Genomic DNA, 18,559 nt, shown 5'->3' on the forward strand with positions numbered 1-18,559 from the left:
CTTAAGTTAATGTGGCGAGCTTACAGGCATACATACATGAATGTAAACTTGAAGAGAAATTGGTTATGCTCTGTCGACGGCGGTTTTAATCACACTCCAATAAATGCCGGTCCACGCTCGCCCACCACTCACCTGTCGACGACATCCCCATGCCCAAACGCACCAAGGCCGAAGCAGAGGCAACCCGCGAAGCGCTGTTGGACGCGGCCGAAGTCATTTTTCTCGAACGCGGCGTGTCACGAACTTCGCTCGAACAGATCGCGCGTCAGGCCGGCATGACTCGCGGCGCCGTCTATTGGCACTTCAAGAACAAGTCCGACCTGTTTCACGCCATGCTGGACCGGGTCAAGATGCCACTGCGCCAGTTACTGGATGATGTCGAGGACCCGGAGCGCCCGCGAGCGCCGCTGGAAAGCCTTCGTCTCGCCACACTTCATGCCTTGGCCAGGCTGCAGCGCCCTCGGTCCCGGCGGGTTCATACGATTCTTTTCCACTGCTGCGAGTCATCCAGTGACGTCGATATTCTCGATCTCCATCAGAAGCTCTCCGATGAGTGCTTCGAAACCATGGTCGAGCGCTTTCAGGAGGCGCATCGCACCGGCACCCTGGTCGAAAGCGTCGAACCGGAGATCGCCTGTCGCATGCTGATGTCGATGTTTCTGGGCCTGATGCATGAATGGCTCCGCGGCCCCGACCGCTACGATATCGGCGAGATCGGGCCGCGCATCATCGATACCTTCTTCGAGCGTATAACGCTTTACCCGACAGCGGGCATTGGCACGTCCTCTGCACCCACCGAATCTTCCGGGTCAGTGCAGTAACGCGACGACGCCGGATCGACACTCCCGGTTCGGCGTCGGAGGCCCCATTTTCGTCACAAGACACTTTCGTCGCAAAGACATTACCGCCGCGAGCCTCGACACTGGGCAATTTCCAAACCGACAAGATTGCCTACCATGCCCTACCCTGACTGGCTCGTCATCGAAGACGAACGTTTCTCTTCCCTGATCCTGCTCAACGGCCAGCTCGATCATCTCTGGCAAGCGGGCCGCTGGTGCGAAGGACCTGCCTATTCTGCCGCCGGACGCTATCTGCTGTGGTCGGATATCCCCAACGATCGCATTCTGCGCTACGACGAGAACGACGGCCATGTTTCCACCTTTCGCCAATCCTCGGCGTTCAGCAACGGCCAGACCCTTGACCGGGAGGGGCGCCTGATCACCTGCGAGCACGGCAGCCGCAGCGTCACGCGCACCGAACACAACGGCCGCGTCACTACGCTTGCCGATACCTTCGAGGGCGCCCGACTCAACTCGCCCAACGACGTCGTGGTCAAGTCCGACGGTTCGGTCTGGTTCACCGATCCCAGCTACGGTATCGATAGCGACTATGAAGGTGGTAAACGCCATTCCGAGTTGGGCTGCCACGTCTATTGCCTCACCGTCGACGGCGCGCTGATTCGGGTGGCCGACGACTTCGAGAAGCCCAACGGCCTGGGCTTTTCCCCAGACGAGGCGTGGCTCTACGTTTCCGACACCGGCGCCACGCATCGTGATGGCGGACCCCGCCATATCCGGCGCTTCCGCGTGGAGGAGGGTTATCGCCTGAGCGGCGGCGAGGTGTTCGCGGAATCCGACCGCGGGCTATTCGACGGATTCCGCCTGGACGTCGCCGGCAATCTCTGGACGAGCGCCGGGGACGGCGTTCACTGCTATGCCCCGGATGGCGCGCGCCTCGGTCGCATTCTGGTTCCGGAAACCGTGGCCAACGTCTGCTTCGGCGGTATCAGTCGCAACCGGCTGTACATCTGTGCCACCACGTCGCTCTATGCGCTGACGCTCAATACCCGCGGCCACCACATCATCGGCGAGGCGGTTTCCCCCTCCGATGTCCGCACCCCGACACGCTGACGATCGTTGAGATACCGTCAGCCGGCCAACACGCGATCCACCACCCGCGAGACGCTTCCGAGATAACCCGGACCGAACAGATAGAGATGGTTGAGCAACGGATATAGCTGGAACAGCGCCTCGCGTCGTTCCCAGTCCGCAGGGCGTTCACCATTCCAGTAGGCCTCGAAGAACGCGTCGCCCGGGCCGCCGAACAGGGTCAGCATGGCGACGTCCACCTCCGGATAGTGCCGATAGATGGCGGGATCGATGATCGCCGGTCCGGTCGGCGTGAACAGCACGTTGCCCGACCATAGATCGCCGTGGACCAGCGACGGCGATACATCGGGCAGCCAGCTTTCGAGCGACTCGGCGAGGCGTTCGATGCGTTCGGCGAGCGCGGCGTCCAGCAACCCCTGCTCGCGGCACAGTCTCACCAACGGCAGCAAACGACGCTCGCGCTGGAACACGCGACCGTCCGCCAGCGACGCGTTGGGCTGGGGCGTCAGGCCGCAGGCGTTGTCCCGCGGCCAGCCATGTTCGGCCCCCGCCTCCCGCGAATCCCGGTGCATCTGGCGCAAGCCTGCGCCCAGCGCCGCGGCATCACGCGGCCCCGTGCCATCCAGGGCTTCCATCACCAGCAGATCACCGTCCTCTGCCAGCACGGCGGGCACAATGAGATCGCGACAGGCGTCGCCCAGCGCCCTGAGACCGTCGGCCTCGCCGGCGACACGCTGTGGCGAATCCTGTTTGACGATACAGGGCGTCGTACCATCGACCCGCCATAGCCCCGCACCGCTGTCGCCACCGGAAAGCGGCGTGAGCACGCCATCCGTTGCGAGTTCAAGCGCCGCGAGCCGGCGCTTCAGTGTCTGCGTCATCGCGGGCCTCCTCGTGGTCGTTGGCGGCAACGTCTTCTTCGCGTTGGCTGTCGCGGGCACGTCCGCGATCGAGCTCCTGCTGAAACAGCGATTGCAGCTCGGCCATGGCCGCCTTCTCGGTCGCCATCAGCTGCTCGGTATCGTTGCGATGGGCGTAGGTATCCTTGAGCAACTGATTATCGAAATCGCGAAAGGTGCGCACCGCATTGATGGCATTGGCGCTGGGATAGCCCAACCCCTTGAGCACCTCGACGCTCATCTCCATGCTCGAGGCGAAGGTTTCGCGAACCACGCCATCGACGCCGATTTCCATCAGCTTCCAGGCGTGATGCCGGTTACGCGCTCGCGCGTAGACGGTCAGATGGGGAAAATGCGTCTTCGCCAATTGTGCGATGGTCAGCGCGGCACTTTCGCTGTCCACCGCGATGACGAGCAGGCGCGCCTTGTCGATGCCTGCCGCGCGCAGCAGATCGAGCCGGGTGGCATCGGCATAGAAAATGCGCGAACCGAACCGGCGAATAAACTCGACCTGGGTGATGTTGGGGTCCAGCGCGGTGAAACTGATGCCCTGCATCTTCAGCATACGTCCGACCATCTGCCCGAAACGACCAAGGCCAGCGATGATCACCGGAGGGGTGTCGTCGCCGAAGTCGGTATCGAACGGCCGGCTTTCCTTGAGACGGTCACCCGCTCTCTCGCCCAGGCGATACAGAAACGGCGTCGCCGCCATGCTCAGCGTCACCGCCGCGATACACAGGCTGGCGATGCGCTGGTCGATGACACCGGCGGCTACCGCGGCGGTCAACAGGACGAAATCGAACTCGCCGCCCTGTGAAATGATCGCCGCCAGGCGAGGGATTTCCGTGCGGGGCAACCGTGCCAGCAGGCCCACGATCGCCAGTACCACCGACTTGGCCAGCGTCATCGCGATGGCCAGTCCCAGCACCAGCCAGACGTTGTCCAGCACCAACGCCAGATTGACCGACATGCCGACGGCAATGAAGAAAAGCCCCAGCAGCAACCCTTTGAACGGCTCGATATTGGCTTCGAGCTCGTGCCGATACGGGGTGTCCGCCAGCATCACACCGCCCAGGAAGGCGCCCAGCGCCATCGACAACCCCGCCCACTGCATGACCAGGGCCATCGCCAGCACCAGAAACAGCGCCGCGGCCGTGAATATCTCGTGGACATCACTGCGCGCGATCAGCGCCAGCACGCGGGGAAAGACCAGGCGACCGAAGGCGATGGCGGCGATCACCACACCAATACTTTGGGCGATGACCCAGCCGTTATCCGGTGCGGCATCGGCACGTCCGGCCAGAAACGGCAGCGCGGCCAGCAGCGGTATCACGGCCAGGTCCTGAAACAGCAGGATCGAAAACGCGCTCTGCCCGTGCGGCGTCGCCAGCTGGCGCCGCTCGTTGAGCACCTGCAGCGCAAAGGCCGTCGACGACAACGCCAGCGTGAGCCCGAGAAAGATGGCGATGCTCGGCGGCAGATCCAGCATCAGCCCGACCGGCATCAGCAGCGCCGCGCAGCCGGCCATCTGCAGAGTCCCCAGCCCCAGCAGACGTTTGCGCAGCGACCAGAGGCGCTTCGGCTCGAGCTCCAGACCGATGATGAACAGCAACATCACCACGCCGAACTCGGAAAAATGCAGTACCGACTCCGGTTCGGAGATGAAGCCGCTGATAGACGGGCCTGCGAGCAAGCCGACGCAGAGATAGCCCAGGATCGACCCCAGGCCCAGACGCTGGAATAGCGGAACCGCGATGATCGCGGCACCCAGCAGCACAGCCGCTTCGGTAAGAAAACCCATTGAATCTCTGTCCTCGTCACGGCGAGCGCTACCGCCCAGTATGATCGGGATTCAGCATATCACTCACGCTGGCAGCCCGGCTCGCGCCAGATGCCACGAATTCAGGATGCTGAATCCTTGAACGGCAAGCGGGACCGGCACTGCTCGAAATAGGCCTGAACATGGGCCCGTTCTTCACGACAGAAGCTCTCGACGGCATCACGAAACCCGGGGTGGTCCAGATAGTGCAGCGAGCGGCTGATGACCGGCGCGAAGCCCCGCGTCAGCTTGTGTTCGCCCTGCGTCCCCGGGTCGAAACGGGACAGGCCACGCGCCAGGCAGTGCTCGATCCCCTGGTAGTAGCAGGTCTCGAAATGCAGAAAATCGGCCTCGACCTCGCTGCCCCAGTAGCGACCATAGAGCGTTCCCTTTCCCTCGAGACCCTGCCCTTCGCAACCTCGTCCTTCAAAGCACAGCGCCGCGGCCACGGCCCGCCCTTCCACGCTGGCACGCACCAGCATCAGCGAATCGGTCAGGCCGTCGCGCAGCCGGATGAAGAATTCCAGCGTCAGATAGGGACGTTGACCACGCTCCAGATAGGTCATGCAGTAGCAGCGATAGAACTGGGCCAGCGCGCGATCGTCGATCTGCGTCCCGGTCAACCGCTCGAACACGAAGCCCTGCTCGGCCAGCTTGCGACGCTCGCGCCGGATCTCCTTGCGCTTGCGCGAACTCATCCGGGCCAGAAAGCCCTCGAAATCGCCGAAGTCATCGTCTTGCCAGGCAAACTGCACCGCCTGGCGCTCCAGCAGCGGGGCGTCGAATGACGCCTGCCAGTCGTCCACTTCGCCGCTTTCGGCAAACAGCAGGTGCCAGCTTTGCAGGCCGGTGTCACGAATCACCGGCGCCAACGCCGCGATCACCGCGCGTCGATCCACGTCTTCGACGACCGCCAGTCGCGGTCCCGTGGCGGGCGTGAACGGAATCGCCGACAGCGATTTGGGGTAGTAATCGCCCCCCGCGCGCTCCCACGCATCCGCCCATGACCAGTCGAACACGTACTCGCCGCGGGAATGATACTTGGCATAGCGCGGCAGTACCGCCACCGCCCGATCGCCATCGAATACCATCAGGTGGTCCGGCTCCCAGCCGGTATCGGTGTTGGCGCAGTCGCAGGCTTCCAGTGCCGCCAGAAATTCGTGTCGCAGAAACGGATAGCGATCGCCGACAACGGCATTCCAGAGCGGCGCCTGGCTGGCGGCCAGACTTCCGATATTTTCGACCCGCAATGCCATCCCGTCTCTCCTGTTACGCGTTTCGGTCATTTGCCCCTCGTTGCTCCCTGTTCCGGTTTGAAAACGTCGAGAGCCATGGGCAAGCGTGCGATACTCACGAGACAATCCTGGATTCGTGAGCCGCTCCATACGATGACATTCGCCTCTTCTCCTCCCGATCAGCCAACGCCGCCACCAGCGCCTACCAACACCATGGCCCTGGTCGCCTTCGCCCTGAGCGTGGTGGGGACTCTGGTGCCCCCGGCCGCCTTGGGCGGCGTCGTCTGCGGCCATCTGGCCCGACGCCAGATTCGCCGCAAGCACGAATCCGGCGACAGCTGGGCACTGGCCGGGTTGATATTAGGCTATCTGCTGATTCTGTTGTCGCTGGCAGGTCTTTTGCTGTTCGGCGGTTTCGTCGCGACAATGTTCGGTATCATGGTATTCGTGTAATCAATCCTCTTGAAGAAACGCTCGCTGGTGATACCGACCGCGGATTGTGTTCATGCTGATGACGAGTTTTCATGCTGACTTCGCTTATCGATAACGATTTCTACAAGATCACGATGCAGAACGCCGTGATCAAGCGCTTTCCCTACGCGCAGGCGCGCTACGCGTTCATCAATCGTGGCGAGCATGCTTTTCCCGCCGGATTCGGCGAAGCGCTGCGACGCGAAGTGGACGCGATGGCCAGCCTCGTCCTGAGCGATGCGGAAAAGCAGTACCTCGAGACCACCTGCCCCTATCTCGATCCGACCTATCTCGATTTCCTGGCCGGTTTTCGCTACAACCCTGCCGAAGTGGTCATCGAGCAGACGGGAACCGAACTCTCGGTCACTATCGAAGGGCTGTGGTATCGCACCATCCTATGGGAAGTCCCGCTGATGGCGCTGATCAGCGAGCTCTGGTATCGCCTGCGCGGCGTCGAGCGCGATGACGATGCAACGGTCGAAGCGCGCACCCGGACCAAGATCGAACAGTATCAGCGGCTGGGCCTGAAAATCGCCGAATTCGGCACGCGCCGACGTTTCTCCTTCGATGTTCATGACCGGGTGGTCGGCGCGCTGCGGCATCACGGCGGCGAGGCGTTCAGCGGCAGCAGCAATGTGCTGCTGGCAATGCGCCATGGGGTCAAGCCCATCGGCACCCACGCCCACGAATGGTTCATGTTCCACGGCGCGCGCTTTGGCTTCAAGATGGCCAACAGTCTGGCACTGGAGCACTGGGTCGATGTCTACCGCGGCGATCTGGGCATTGCGCTGACCGACACCTTCACCTCGCGCGCATTTTTCGAAAGCTTCGACAAGAAGTTCGCCAAGCTCTTCGACGGCGTGCGTCACGATAGCGCCGATCCGATCGACTTCGCGGCGTCGACCATCGCCCACTACGAGAAGCTGGGAATCGACCCGCGCAGCAAGACGATCATCTTCTCCGATGCCTTGACGCCGGAGAAAGTCGAGCGAATCCAGTCGTTCTGCCAGGGCCGTGTCGGCATGGCGTTCGGCATCGGGACCAACTTCACCAACGATGTCGGCGTCGAACCGATGAACATGGTGATCAAGATGGTCGAGGCCAGACCGGAAGGCCAGCACTGGCTGCCGGTGGTCAAGCTCTCCGACGTTCCCGACAAGCATACCGGCGACCCCGAGATGATCGCCCTGGCCAAGCGCGTTCTCGCCCTTAGCCGTCCTTATGACTAGCCATCCTTAAGACTGGCCGCCCCTGTGGCTAGTCTCGATCGACCACAAAAAAACCACGAACGTGACCGCTCGTGGTTTTTTGTGGCTTCTGTTTTCTGGCCATAGCCCGTATTCCTGACCATGGCCGCCGGGCAGCTACTGATTCAACGCCTCATCCAGCGTCAGCAGCGCGGCCTGCCAGGACGCGGCATCCGCGGCGGCGTTGTAACCGAGCGGAAGATCGTACTTCTCGGCCAGCGCGTCGGCATCCGGATTGGTGAAGGCGTGCTTGGCGCCAGGATACTGCACCACGCGAACATTGGCGCCGTCCTTCGTCAGCGCCGCCGCCATACCGTCGAGCGCCTCGGGGTCGACCAGCGAATCATCCTGACCGTTGTAGATGCGCACCAGACCATCGAACGGTTGCGGGTTGGTCACCACCTGAGTCGGGCTGCCATGAAAGCTGATCACGGCGTCCAGTGGCATTCCCGCCAGCGCCATGTTCATGACCACGCCACCCCCGAAGCAGTAACCGATCGCTGCCATCCGGTCCTCGCGCACGGCGGGATGCTCCCGCAACGCCGCCATCGCCGCCTCCAGGCGCGCTCGCGCCGAAGGCCAATCCTGCATGACCTGGCTTGAGAATTCCTTGGCATCCTTGGGATGCTGAGCCACCTTGCCATCCCCGTACATATCCACCGCCAAGGCGACGAAACCCAGCGCGGCCAGCTGGTCGGCCTTGTGCTTGATGTAGTCGTTGACCCCCCACCATTCATGCACCAGCAACACGCCGGGGCGAGGCTCGTCATCGCCGGCGTTGTAGGCAAGATATCCCTGATAAGTCTGGCCGCCCGTGGTGTACTCGAAAGTCTCTCCCTGGACATGCGGACCCTCGACCTCTTCGGCCCACGCCGACACACACATCAGGCTGAGCAGCGAGGCCAGCAGTAATCTTCCCATTATCGTTCCCCTCTTAGACTGGCTTGGCGCCTGTTCCTGCGAATACCGATCCTGCTCGAAACCGACCCTGCTGATTGCCGACTGGGCGAGGGCAGGCTCGAACGGCGCCTCAGAGCGCCTGCTGCACACGATCCCTTCCGTGCTGCTTGGCATCCTGCATGCCCGCCTCCGCCCGCGCCAGCATGGCCTCCGCGAGCTCCCCACCGCGCCGTTCGGCGATTCCAAGACTAACCGAGAAAGACAGCCAATGACCATGAAACTCCACTCGGGTCGACGCAAAGCGGCCACGCAGTTTCTCGGCAATGGCGGCCGTTTCCTGCAATGACTTGCCACTCATCAGCAGCGCGAATGAGTCATCGCCCAAACGGCCGAAGCTGAATCGTTCTCTCAGTGTCGCCCGGCACATTTCGCCGATACAGCTGAGCACGAGGTCGCCGCCCTCGCGTCCCCACGCCTGATTGATGTCGCTGAAATGATCGACATCGAACACGATCAGCGTGAAGCGGGCTCCCGCGTCTGCGCTGGCGAAGGCGTGTCTGAGCAAGCCCATGAACGGCTCGCGATTGAGTGCCGAGGTCAGCTCGTCCGTGGCGGTGTACGCGTTCCACTGCAGCGACTGCTGGCGGCGACGGGTGATGTCCCTGGCGATGGCGACCCAACCCGGCATCACCGACGGCTCCTCGGGCGGCCCCAGCGGCAACGGATAGGGCGAAAAATGGATCTCGAACCAGCGATATCCGCCATCCCGGTGCCTCAATCGCAGCTCTACCATCGGCGAACCGGCCTCCGCGCCCCCCTCCACCAGCAGCCGCCGAATCCGAGAACCGTCCTCCGGCGCCATCAAAGCGAACAGCGAAGCCGAGAGCAGCGACGCCGTGGTCACGCCCAGCGTCTCTTGCGTGTTACCCGCGACATAGTGGCAGTCGAGGTCTTCATCGAGCGCCATGATGATATCGCCACCATGATCGAGCAGAGACTGCAGCGGCGGGCCATCCTTCGCCGCCGCGACGGGGCTCGCCTGCAGCAGCCCGACCAGAGCCTCTACCGCACCGCTCGCGTCACGCTGAATGCTGACACTGTCATCGACCGCGCACTGCGAGCCATCGCGCCTCTCGATGACGTAGGAGAGCCGCACCGCAGAGTCGCCCCGGGTCATTGCCTGCTGCAGTTGCTCGAGCAACGGCCAGCGCTCGGTTTCGGCAACCTGCGCCAACCACAGCTCGGGTTGAGACGCATGATCCGCGGCAGACCGGTGACTCAACGTGCTGATGGAATCGGCGACAAAGCGAACCTCGCCCAGCCACCAGGCCGAGTCGGTGGCGTAAGCCGTACCGGGCAAGGATTGCAGCCACTGTTGCGCTTCCGCGCCCAAGCTTCGCTCGCCATGCACGAAGGCATCCCTCGAATCCATGCACTCCGGCCTCGTCTCGCCGCGGTGCTGTTTCCAGGCGGCTGGGTGGTAAACCAGGATCGTGTCAGCGATAGCCGACACGACGTTGAGCAAATGCCGATGACGCGGACACGCCATCATCGGATGAAACCGGCGCGTCATCACTGCCTCGACCCCGTCGATCCTGCGCCGTCGGGCGCGGCCGACAACAGGCGTCCGCCAGTTGGCGAAGCTCGTCGCGGGTCAATTCGAAGCGCTGTATCCCCGCCCGCTCTTGCCAGATCACGAAAATCACCGGTGTAGAACGGGCCTGGTCGACGCCCACGATCTTGCCGCGCCGCTCTTCTCCAGGGTCGTGGATGATTTCGCCAATCAGGCGATGCGCGTTGATGATGTTGTCCTGCATGGCGCCGCCAACCTCGATGCATGGTGAAAAAATGGAGCCGTAGGTGGCCTTACACTAGAGGGTCAGCCCGGCAACGCCAAGCCTGCCGACACAATTGACCAGCATACCGGGTTCTATCGACGCCAGAATGGATGACTTGAGCACAAAACAGCGGCTACTTCGAGCGCCAGCGGCTCCGTCACGATAGCGGAGGCAGCGGAGAAGCCCGCACTGCAAGGTGCCGGAAAGAGGATTTGGAAAGTGAACTTGGAAAGAGGAATCTGGAAGAAAATCGGGGAAGGGAATATCCGGATAGAGATAACGCGGGAAACCATCGAAGCGAGGGGTGACAGATTCTCAGTGACCCCTCGCTCTACATCGTTGTCGGACGATTTCTTCCGGACCGTCTCTTCCGGACGATTTCTTCCGAACTGGCTGGCCTCTTCCGGACTAGCTGGCCGCCTGCATCGCCAGCGCCGTGTCCAGCATGCGGTTGGAAAAGCCCCATTCGTTGTCGTACCAGGCCATGACCTTGACCAGACGGCCGTTCACACGGGTGTGGTTGGCATCGAAAGTGGAGGAGTTGGGATCGTGGTTGAAATCGATCGAGACCAGCGGCTGCGAGTTCACCGCCAGCACCGGTGACTTGGCGGCAGCCTTTTCGAGAATCTCGTTGATCTCTTCCTTGCTCGTGTCGCGACCGGCAGTAAAGGTCAGGTCCACCAGCGACACGTTGATCACCGGCACGCGCACGGCGAGACCGTCGAGCTTGCCGTTCAACTCCGGCAGCACCAGTCCAACCGCCGCCGCGGCACCGGTCTTGGTCGGGATCATCGACTGCGTGGCGCTGCGCGCCCGGTACGGATCCTTGTGATAGACGTCAGACAGGTTCTGGTCGTTGGTGTAGGCATGCACCGTGGTCATCAGGCCATTCTCGATACCCACGCTGTCCTGCAGCGCCTGAGCGACCGGTGCCAGGCAGTTGGTGGTGCAGGACGCGTTGGAGACCACGCGATGATCCGCCGTCAACGTCCCCTCGTTGACGCCAAAAACGATCGTTGCGTCGGCATCTCCGCTGGGGGCGGAGATCAGCACCCGTCCGGCACCCGCTTCGATGTGCTTGGCGGCGGCGGCACGGCTGGTGAACAGGCCGGTACACTCCATCACCAGATCGACATCGAGCGATTTCCAGGGTAGCTGCGCCGGATCCCGTTCGGAGAGGATGCGGATGCTATCCCCGTCTACGCTCAGAGTATCGCTATCGTGGGTGACTTCGAATCCGAAATGCCCGTGGACGCTGTCGTGACGCAACAGGTGGGCATTGAGCGCCGGATCGCCCAGGTCGTTGATGGCAACGACGTCGATCCGATCCCGGTAACCGTTCTCGTACATGGCGCGGAGTACATTCCGACCGATACGGCCAAAGCCGTTGATGGCGACACGCAGTGTCATGGTGCTCTCCTCATTGATGACTTGATTCAGATGATGGCATGACGCGAACGTCAGGTGATGACGGCGCTGAAAGCCGGGGTGCCGTGTCATCACCGCAAGCTGCCGAATAGTCTAGTACACGCAGTCTAGAACATCGGAACGTGAAAAAATATTACCCCAAAAGACTAATACGAAAGGCGCATTCTCGAACAATGGCGATATTTTTTTGGTAAGTTTACCAAATAAACCTGACTGCTCGATGAGGCACACCATGACGCTCAACCCCACCTTGGATCGTGTGACGAGGCGCATCGAGGACCGCTCCGCCGACCGCCGCCGCCTCTACGAGGACCGCATGCAGCAGCAACATCGCCGCGGCGTCCACCGTGCCGAGCTCTCCTGCGGCAACCTGGCTCACGGCTTCGCCGCCTGCAACGCAGGCGACAAGAACAGCCTGAAGCTGATGAACAGTACCAATATCGGCATCGTCTCTTCCTATAACGACATGCTGTCGGCGCACCAGCCTCTCGAGCATTTTCCCGAACTGATCAAGAACGCCGCCCGGGGCATGGGCAGCACCGCGCAGTTTGCCGGTGGCGTGCCGGCCATGTGCGATGGCGTGACCCAGGGCCAGCCGGGGATGGAGCTGTCGCTGTTTTCCCGCGACGTGATCGCCATGTCGACGGCGATAGCGATGTCGCACAACATGTTCGATGGCGCACTCTATCTCGGTGTCTGTGACAAGATCGTGCCGGGTCTGTTCATCGGCGCCGCGCGCTTCGGCCACCTGCCGGCGGTGTTCGTTCCCGCGGGGCCGATGCCGAGCGGCCTGCCCAACGCCGAGAAATCGCGCATCCGACAGCTCTACGCCGAGGGCAAGGTCGGCCGCGATGCATTGCTGGAAGCGGAGTCGGACTCCTACCACAGCGCCGGGACCTGCACCTTCTACGGCACCGCCAACTCCAATCAGCTGATGCTCGAGATGATGGGCCTGCACATGCCGGGCACCTCGTTCGTCAACCCGGGCACCCCGCTGCGCGACGCCATTACCCGCTTCAGCACCGAGCAGGTGATTCGCAACAGCGACCAGGGCGGCGACTATCACCCCTTCTACAAGCAGATCGACGCCCACGCCATCGTCAACGCCATGGTCGGACTGCTCACCTCCGGCGGGTCGACCAATCACACCCTGCATCTGGTAGCGATGGCTGCAGCCGTCGGTCTGACCATCACCTGGGACGACTTCGCCGAGCTGTCGACGGTGATTCCCGGACTGACCCGGATCTACCCCAATGGTCAGGCTGACGTGAATCACTTCCATGCCGCCGGTGGCGTCAGCTTCCTGGTCCGGGAGCTGCTCTCTGCGGGGCTGCTGCATGCCGACGTGCGCACCGCCTTCGGCACCGACATGACGGCTTACACTCAGGAGCCATTCCTGGAAGGGGATCGTCTGATCTGGCGTGAAGGCACGCAGCAGAGTCTCGACGAAGACGTGCTGCGGCCGGCGACCCGCCCCTTCTCGCCTACGGGCGGTCTGGCCGTGCTCGACGGCAACCTGGGGCGCGGCGTGATCAAGGTCTCGGCGGTCAAGCCCGAGTTCCGCCGAGTCGAAGCGCCGGTGCGCATCTTCGACGATCAGAGCCAGGTCAAGGCGGCATTCGAGAATGGAGAACTGGACCGTGACGTCGTCGTGGTCGTGCGCTTCCAGGGCCCGCGCGCCAACGGCATGCCGGAACTGCATCAGTTGACGCCGTTTCTGGGAGTGCTGCAGGATCGCGGCCACAAGGTTGCACTGGTCACCGATGGGCGAATGTCAGGCGCCTCTGGTAAGGTACCCGCGGCCATCCACATCACCCCGGAAGCGGTCGACGCTGGCCCGATCGCCTACCTGCGCGACGGCGACACGGTCCTGCTCGACCCGGATAACGGCGTGCTCGAAGCGCTGGTGGATGCCGAAACCTGGGCGCAACGCGAACCGGCGACCTGCGACCTGGATCACTATCATCAGGGAATGGGCCGCGAACTGTTCGCCGGCTTCCGCCAACTGGTCGGCGGGGCCGAGGAAGGCGCGGCGACCTTTGGCGGCTTCGATGCCGCCGACTTGCCCGGAGGGCATACATGACGACTCCCGCCTTGATCGGCGACATTGGCGGAACCAACGCGCGCTTCGCGCTGGTCATGCCCGGTAGCGTCGAGCTTCAATCGGTCGAGACGCTGCCCTGCGCGCGCTATGCCGGTCTGGTCGAAGCCATTCAGGCCTATCTGAAACAGGTCGGCGCCGAGGCGCCCGAGGAAGCCTGTCTGGCATTCGCCTGCCCGGTTCATGAAGACTGGGTCAAGATGACCAACAACGACTGGGCATTTTCCAAGAAGGCGGTCGCCCAGGCGCTGGGGCTGTCCAACTTCAAGGTCATCAACGATTTCACCGCCCAGGCGCTGGGGATCCCTCATATCGACGAGAAGGATCTGGTCAAGATCGGAGAAGGCGAAGCCGAGGCCCGCCGCCCCCGCCTGATCATCGGCCCCGGCACGGGGCTTGGCGTGGCCGGTCTGATTCCCAGTCGACGACACTGGATCCCGCTCACCACCGAAGGTGGCCACGCCACTTTCGCCCCCACCGACAAGCGCGAGCGACAGCTTCTCGACTATTTTCGAGCCCGCTACGGGCGCGTCTCGATCGAGCGTCTGCTGTGCGGTCAGGGCCTGCTCGACCTCTACCTCGCTCACGCGGCGCTGCTCAAGACGACCCCGCGCTACAATACGCCGGCGGAAGTGACCGGGGCGGCGCGGGCGGGCGACCGAGTCGCCCGCGAGACGCTGATGCGCTTTCTCAAGATCCTCGGCGGTTCGGCCGGCGACGCCGCGCTGACGCTCGGCGCCCTCGGCGGCGTCTACCTCTGCGGCGGCATCACCCCCCGGTTGATCGAATGGCTGCCGCGCAGCGACTTCCGTCGCGCCTTTGCCGACAAGGGCCGCCTTAGCGCCTACAATGCCGGCATCCCCACCTGGGTGGTGACAGCGCCGTGGACCGGATTGCTGGGCGCGGCGGAAGCCCTGCACAACGAGGAGGTGACATGATTCCCGATACGCTGCGGCAGTTGGTCGATGCAACCGACGGCCAGCGAGAGACCGAGTGGGAAGGCCGGCGCGTGCTGGTCATCAATGCCGACTGGGGGGAGCTTGCGATCTCGCTGCAAGGCGCCCAGTTACTGCATTTCCTACCTTTGGTCCCCGAAGCCGAGCGAGCCGAGGGCACCCGCCCGGCGTCCGGTGCGGAGGATGGCTGGCTGTGGGTCACGCCCACACCTCAGCCGATGCCCGGCGCCATTCGTGGCGGAATCCCGCTGTGCTGGCCGTGGTTCGCCGACGAGTCACCCGACGGCAAGGGCCCCATGCATGGCCCCGCGCGCACGGCGGCGTGGCGGGTCGATGCCATCGACGAGAGCGTGACCGGCAGCGGCGTCGAGATCCATCTCTCCCCGCAGGAACGGCTGCATGATCAACTCGTTCCCAACGCCGTGGTTCATGCCAACGCGCAGCGGCTCAGCGTCGAGCTGATGACGCGCCACGTCGGCACCACGCCGGTCAAGATGACCGCCGCGTTGCACACCTATTTCGCCGTCGCCGATACCCATCGATGTCGTATCGAGGGGTTGGCCGGCGCGCGCTACCTGGACAAGCTCGAACACTTCGCCGAGCATCACCAGCAGGGCGAACTCGGCATTCGCGGCGCGCTCGATCGCATCTATCAATCCAACCGCCCGGTGACTCTCGACGATGGTCAGCGTCGATTGCTGATCAGCAAGCAGGGCAGCGACTCGACTGTCGTGTGGCATCCCGGCGACGCTTTGCCGGGCGACACGCCGGCCGCGGTCGGTCAGCGTTTCTTATGCGTCGAAGCGGCCTGCACCCGGGTCGATCCGGTCTGGCTGGTGCCGGACGGCCAGCATCTCCTATCCACCACGATCGTGCGGGAGGCGCAGCCGGCGTGAGTGACGACCTGGTTTTCGATTCGCCCTTCATCCTGGGCATGATGCGCCTCAACGAGCGCCCCGAATTCGACGACGTCGAAAAATTTGCCGACTGGCTGGAAGCCCGGGTCGATCAGGGGTTGCACTGGTTCGATCACGCCGACAGCTACGGCAACCATCTGGGCGAACAGCGCTTCGGCGAGGCACTGGCCCGGCGGCCGTCGCTCAAGTCCCGGGTTCGGGTGGTGACCAAGGGCAATATCGTTCTGCCCCACCGCGACACCTCCCCTTTCGGGGTCAAGCATTACGACACCTCCGAACGCCATCTCACGCAGGTCATCGACGGCTCCCTTTCTCGCCTCGGCGTCGACCGTCTCGATCACTTCCTGCTGCACCGCCCCGACCCGCTGATGGATACCGAAGCCGCGGCGCGAGCGCTGGATGACGCCATTGCCGCCGGCAAGGTCGGCGCCGTAGGTGTCTCCAACTTCCTGCCGGAACAGTGGCGCCGCCTGCAGGCCGCGATGCACCATCGCCTCGGCGTTCACCAGCTCGAGCTCTCGCTGGCGCATCCGGATGCGCTATTCGACGGTTTCTACGATGCCGTTCTGGCCGATGGGCTGGCGCCGATGGCCTGGTCGCCGTTGGGCGGCGGCTCGGTCTTCGAGGACGTGCTCGGCACGGCGCTCTCGCGGCTGGCGGAGCAGCTCAATTCGACCACCGCGGGGCTGGCGTTGGCCTGGCTGCGTCGTCTGCCCGGCAAGCCGATTCCGGTGACCGGAACGTTGAATGAAAGGCGTATCGACAATTTGCTGTTGAGCAGTAATCTCGAACTCGATCGCCCAACGTGGTTTGCACTGCTCGAGGAAGCGCGCAGTCACCGCGTACCGTGATGACGTTTGGTGCGGCAGTTTGCAGGATCAGAGCTCGATAAAGTCAGGGCTCGATGAGATCCCGAACGCCGCATCTCGATTCCGTTCGACAAGAGAGTCGGTAACCCATGACCCCCATCATCGCCTTCGGCGAAGCCCTCGTCGACATGTTGTCCAGCCGTCTGGGCGACGACAGCGGCCCCGAGACCTTCACGCCCTATGCCGGCGGCGCGCCGGCCAATGCGGCCGTCGCCTGCGCCCGCCAGGGCGTCCCCAGCCTCTTTCTCGGCATGATCGGTGACGATCGCTTCGGCGACTTCCTGGTCGACGAACTGACCCGCTATGGCGTCGATACCCAGCACGTGAGGCGAACCCGCGAGGCGCGCACGGCTCTGGCTTTCGTCTCACGCGATAGCCAGGGCGAGCGTCAGTTCGACTTCTATCGCCCGCCCGCCGCGGACCTGCTCTATCGGCGTGAGCATCTGCCGCCGGGCATCTTCACCGAGCCGGCCCTGGTGCACCTGTGCAGCAATAGCCTGACCGACACTGCCATCGCCCGCACGACGCTGGATCTCGCCAGCATCGCCCGGCGCGGCGGCTGCCTGATCAGCGTCGATGTCAACCTGCGCGCCATGCTGTGGCCGCAGGGCAAGATCGATATCGGGCTGGTCGAACAGCTGCTCGAGCGTGCCCATGTCATCAAGCTCTCCACCGAGGAGCTCGACATCCTGCGCGGCGATCGCAGCGTGGAGGAGTGGGTCAGTGCAAGGCTCGCCAAGTGCGCCCGACTGATCGTCATCACCGACGGCCCGGGGCCAGTCACTGCCCATCTGGCCGACCGTCAGCTGCAGACGACGCCGCCCAGCGTTCAGGCAGTGGACACCACGGCCGCGGGCGACGCCTTCATCGGCGGGCTGCTGGCCTCCCTGGCACGAGACGACGTGACCTGCGAGACGCTTTCCGACTGGCTGGCCAATGAAACGCGACTGACGGAGGCGCTGACGTTTGCCGCCCGCTGCGGTGCCTTCGCTGCCACGCGGGCCGGTGCCTTCGTCTCGCTGCCCGGCACCGATGATCTCGACGATCTGCCTCGCTAGTCCTCCACCTTTCCTGCCGCGAAGACGATTAGCGCCGCCCATGGCGGCGCATTCTACTATCGTCTAACCCGCCTGTGCCGCTTACGCCCGGATGATAATGTCCACATCCATCGGTCGCTTGTGACAGCGCGTGCCCGCCCGTTCATTGCTAGTCTGAACGGAGCTTTCGGGGTGACGCGATCGCTTCGAGACGACCTTTTGCGCGATTTCCGTTTCAGGACTAGGACACATGGACAAACTGTTTGGCAGCGCCGACGACGCGCTGCGGGGGCTCATTGAAGACGGCATGACGATGGCCGTCGGCGGCTTCGGCCTGTGCGGCATCCCCGAATCGCTGATCGTTGCCCTGCGCGACACCGGCAAGAAGGACCTGACGGTGGCCAGCAACAACGCCGGCGTCGACGGATTCGGCCTCGGGCTGCTGCTCGAATCGCGCCAGATCAAGAAAATGCTCTCCTCCTACGTCGGCGAGAACAAGGAGTTCGAACGCCAGTATCTCTCCGGCGAACTGGAGCTCGAATTCTGTCCGCAAGGGACACTGGCGGAGCGCCTGCGCGCCGGCGGCGCCGGTATCGCCGCTTTCTTCACCAAGACCGGCTATGGCACCAAAATCGCCGAAGGCAAGGAAGTGCGCGAGTTCGACGGCGAGCACTACGTCATGGAGCGTGGTCTGCCGGTCGATGTCTCGCTGATCAAGGCACAGGTAGCCGACAAGGCGGGCAACCTGCGCTTCAACAAGACCGCGCGCAATTTCAACCCGCTGGCCGCCATGGCCGGCAAGGTCTGCGTGGTAGAGGTCGAGGAGATCGTCGAGACGGGTGCCATCGACCCCGACGACGTCCACCTGCCGGGGATTTTCGTGCACCGCATCGTGCACAACCCGACGCCGGAAAAACGTATCGAGAAACGCACGCTCAGGGAGGTGAACTGAG

The 18,559-nt window shown here is 63.4% G+C and carries 17 protein-coding genes; 10 read left to right on the plus strand and 7 right to left on the minus strand.

The genetic code is table 11. The features are described from left to right. Positions 1-149 precede the first annotated feature (149 nt). Complete coding sequence (locus DOM36_RS07690) at positions 150-821, plus strand: TetR family transcriptional regulator (protein ID WP_110642372.1); 672 nt, start codon at positions 150-152, stop codon at positions 819-821. Between the two features lie 135 nt (positions 822-956). Next, on the plus strand, positions 957-1,910 hold the full coding sequence (locus DOM36_RS07695; RefSeq protein ID WP_110642374.1) for an SMP-30/gluconolactonase/LRE family protein: 954 nt from the start codon (positions 957-959) through the stop codon (positions 1,908-1,910). Between the two features lie 17 nt (positions 1,911-1,927). Here DOM36_RS07695 and DOM36_RS07700 read toward each other — a convergent pair whose 3' ends face one another. The 3 genes from DOM36_RS07700 to DOM36_RS07710 form a co-directional block, all read right to left on the minus strand. Then, complete coding sequence (locus tag DOM36_RS07700; RefSeq protein ID WP_110642376.1) at positions 1,928-2,770, minus strand: fructosamine kinase family protein; 843 nt, start codon at positions 2,768-2,770, stop codon at positions 1,928-1,930. Continuing rightward, positions 2,733-4,589, minus strand: a complete 1,857-nt coding sequence (locus DOM36_RS07705) for a monovalent cation:proton antiporter-2 (CPA2) family protein (protein WP_110642378.1) — start codon at positions 4,587-4,589, stop codon at positions 2,733-2,735. Before DOM36_RS07705 ends, DOM36_RS07700 begins: the two co-directional genes overlap by 38 nt. A 101-nt stretch (positions 4,590-4,690) precedes the next feature. Beyond that, a complete protein-coding gene (locus DOM36_RS07710; RefSeq protein WP_075571537.1) occupies positions 4,691-5,863 on the minus strand; it encodes a GNAT family N-acetyltransferase in 1,173 nt (390 codons plus the stop codon). A gap of 132 nt (positions 5,864-5,995) precedes the next feature. On the opposite strand from DOM36_RS07710, the gene DOM36_RS07715 reads away from it, so the two are divergent. After that, positions 5,996-6,295 (plus strand): DUF4190 domain-containing protein, encoded by a 300-nt coding sequence (locus DOM36_RS07715; RefSeq protein WP_232823768.1) that lies wholly within the window; start codon positions 5,996-5,998, stop codon positions 6,293-6,295. 71 nt (positions 6,296-6,366) lie between these two features. After that, positions 6,367-7,542, plus strand: coding sequence for a nicotinate phosphoribosyltransferase (pncB, locus tag DOM36_RS07720; RefSeq protein WP_075571539.1), 1,176 nt, complete (start codon positions 6,367-6,369; stop codon positions 7,540-7,542). Positions 7,543-7,677: 135 nt separating this feature from the next. On the opposite strand, the gene DOM36_RS07725 is transcribed toward pncB, so the two are convergent. From DOM36_RS07725 to gap, 4 genes are all read right to left on the minus strand, one after another. Further along, entirely contained in the window at positions 7,678-8,481 is an 804-nt protein-coding gene (locus DOM36_RS07725) for a dienelactone hydrolase family protein (RefSeq protein ID WP_075571540.1), read from the minus strand. Positions 8,482-8,590: 109 nt separating this feature from the next. After that, a complete protein-coding gene (locus DOM36_RS07730) occupies positions 8,591-9,892 on the minus strand; it encodes a sensor domain-containing diguanylate cyclase (protein WP_075571541.1) in 1,302 nt (433 codons plus the stop codon). 64 nt (positions 9,893-9,956) lie between these two features. Next, positions 9,957-10,277, minus strand: coding sequence for a hypothetical protein (locus DOM36_RS20280; protein ID WP_075571542.1), 321 nt, complete (start codon positions 10,275-10,277; stop codon positions 9,957-9,959). A 429-nt stretch (positions 10,278-10,706) separates the two neighbouring features. Continuing rightward, the gene (gene gap, locus DOM36_RS07740; RefSeq protein ID WP_075571543.1) at positions 10,707-11,708 is read right to left on the minus strand and encodes a type I glyceraldehyde-3-phosphate dehydrogenase; all 1,002 of its coding nucleotides are present in this window, start codon (positions 11,706-11,708) and stop codon (positions 10,707-10,709) included. 250 nt (positions 11,709-11,958) lie between these two features. On the opposite strand from gap, the gene edd reads away from it, so the two are divergent. The 6 genes from edd to DOM36_RS07770 all read left to right on the plus strand — a co-directional run bounded on the left by edd (position 11,959) and on the right by DOM36_RS07770 (position 18,558). Further along, the gene (edd, locus tag DOM36_RS07745) at positions 11,959-13,809 is read left to right on the plus strand and encodes a phosphogluconate dehydratase (RefSeq protein ID WP_110642382.1); all 1,851 of its coding nucleotides are present in this window, start codon (positions 11,959-11,961) and stop codon (positions 13,807-13,809) included. Then, the gene (glk, locus tag DOM36_RS07750; RefSeq protein WP_075571545.1) at positions 13,806-14,765 is read left to right on the plus strand and encodes a glucokinase; all 960 of its coding nucleotides are present in this window, start codon (positions 13,806-13,808) and stop codon (positions 14,763-14,765) included. The genes edd and glk overlap by 4 nt, the downstream gene beginning before the upstream one ends. Then, positions 14,762-15,679: a D-hexose-6-phosphate mutarotase gene (locus tag DOM36_RS07755; RefSeq protein WP_110642384.1), complete on the plus strand. Its 918-nt coding sequence runs from the start codon at positions 14,762-14,764 to the stop codon at positions 15,677-15,679. The genes glk and DOM36_RS07755 overlap by 4 nt, the downstream gene beginning before the upstream one ends. Further along, positions 15,676-16,551 carry an aldo/keto reductase gene (locus tag DOM36_RS07760; protein ID WP_232823769.1) on the plus strand — a complete coding sequence of 292 codons (876 nt, stop codon included), beginning with the start codon at positions 15,676-15,678 and terminating at the stop codon, positions 16,549-16,551. Before DOM36_RS07755 ends, DOM36_RS07760 begins: the two co-directional genes overlap by 4 nt. 107 nt (positions 16,552-16,658) lie before the next feature. After that, positions 16,659-17,627: a carbohydrate kinase gene (locus DOM36_RS07765; RefSeq protein ID WP_075571547.1), complete on the plus strand. Its 969-nt coding sequence runs from the start codon at positions 16,659-16,661 to the stop codon at positions 17,625-17,627. Positions 17,628-17,856: 229 nt separating this feature from the next. Further along, entirely contained in the window at positions 17,857-18,558 is a 702-nt protein-coding gene (locus DOM36_RS07770) for a CoA transferase subunit A (protein WP_075571548.1), read from the plus strand. The last annotated feature ends 1 nt before the right edge of the window (position 18,559 follow it).

Origin of the sequence: Salinicola sp. CPA57, from assembly GCF_003206035.1 — a bacterium.
GTDB lineage: Bacteria > Pseudomonadota > Gammaproteobacteria > Pseudomonadales > Halomonadaceae > Salinicola > Salinicola socius.

Excerpts from the sequence above, each read along its gene's own strand:
- DOM36_RS07695 (WP_110642374.1), top strand. The coding sequence starts at position 957 with ATGCCCTACCCTGACTGGCTCGTCATCGAAGACGAACGTTTCTCTTCC.
- DOM36_RS07725 (WP_075571540.1), bottom strand. The coding sequence starts at position 8,481 with ATGGGAAGATTACTGCTGGCCTCGCTGCTCAGCCTGATGTGTGTGTCG.
- DOM36_RS07700 (WP_110642376.1), bottom strand. The coding sequence starts at position 2,770 with ATGACGCAGACACTGAAGCGCCGGCTCGCGGCGCTTGAACTCGCAACG.
- pncB (WP_075571539.1), top strand. The coding sequence starts at position 6,367 with ATGCTGACTTCGCTTATCGATAACGATTTCTACAAGATCACGATGCAG.
- DOM36_RS07770 (WP_075571548.1), top strand. The coding sequence starts at position 17,857 with ATGGACAAACTGTTTGGCAGCGCCGACGACGCGCTGCGGGGGCTCATT.
- gap (WP_075571543.1), bottom strand. The coding sequence starts at position 11,708 with ATGACACTGCGTGTCGCCATCAACGGCTTTGGCCGTATCGGTCGGAAT.
- DOM36_RS07755 (WP_110642384.1), top strand. The coding sequence starts at position 14,762 with ATGATTCCCGATACGCTGCGGCAGTTGGTCGATGCAACCGACGGCCAG.
- DOM36_RS07765 (WP_075571547.1), top strand. The coding sequence starts at position 16,659 with ATGACCCCCATCATCGCCTTCGGCGAAGCCCTCGTCGACATGTTGTCC.
- DOM36_RS20280 (WP_075571542.1), bottom strand. The coding sequence starts at position 10,277 with ATGCAGGACAACATCATCAACGCGCATCGCCTGATTGGCGAAATCATC.
- edd (WP_110642382.1), top strand. The coding sequence starts at position 11,959 with ATGACGCTCAACCCCACCTTGGATCGTGTGACGAGGCGCATCGAGGAC.
- DOM36_RS07710 (WP_075571537.1), bottom strand. The coding sequence starts at position 5,863 with ATGGCATTGCGGGTCGAAAATATCGGAAGTCTGGCCGCCAGCCAGGCG.
- DOM36_RS07690 (WP_110642372.1), top strand. The coding sequence starts at position 150 with ATGCCCAAACGCACCAAGGCCGAAGCAGAGGCAACCCGCGAAGCGCTG.
- DOM36_RS07705 (WP_110642378.1), bottom strand. The coding sequence starts at position 4,589 with ATGGGTTTTCTTACCGAAGCGGCTGTGCTGCTGGGTGCCGCGATCATC.
- DOM36_RS07730 (WP_075571541.1), bottom strand. The coding sequence starts at position 9,892 with ATGGATTCGAGGGATGCCTTCGTGCATGGCGAGCGAAGCTTGGGCGCG.
- DOM36_RS07715 (WP_232823768.1), top strand. The coding sequence starts at position 5,996 with ATGACATTCGCCTCTTCTCCTCCCGATCAGCCAACGCCGCCACCAGCG.
- glk (WP_075571545.1), top strand. The coding sequence starts at position 13,806 with ATGACGACTCCCGCCTTGATCGGCGACATTGGCGGAACCAACGCGCGC.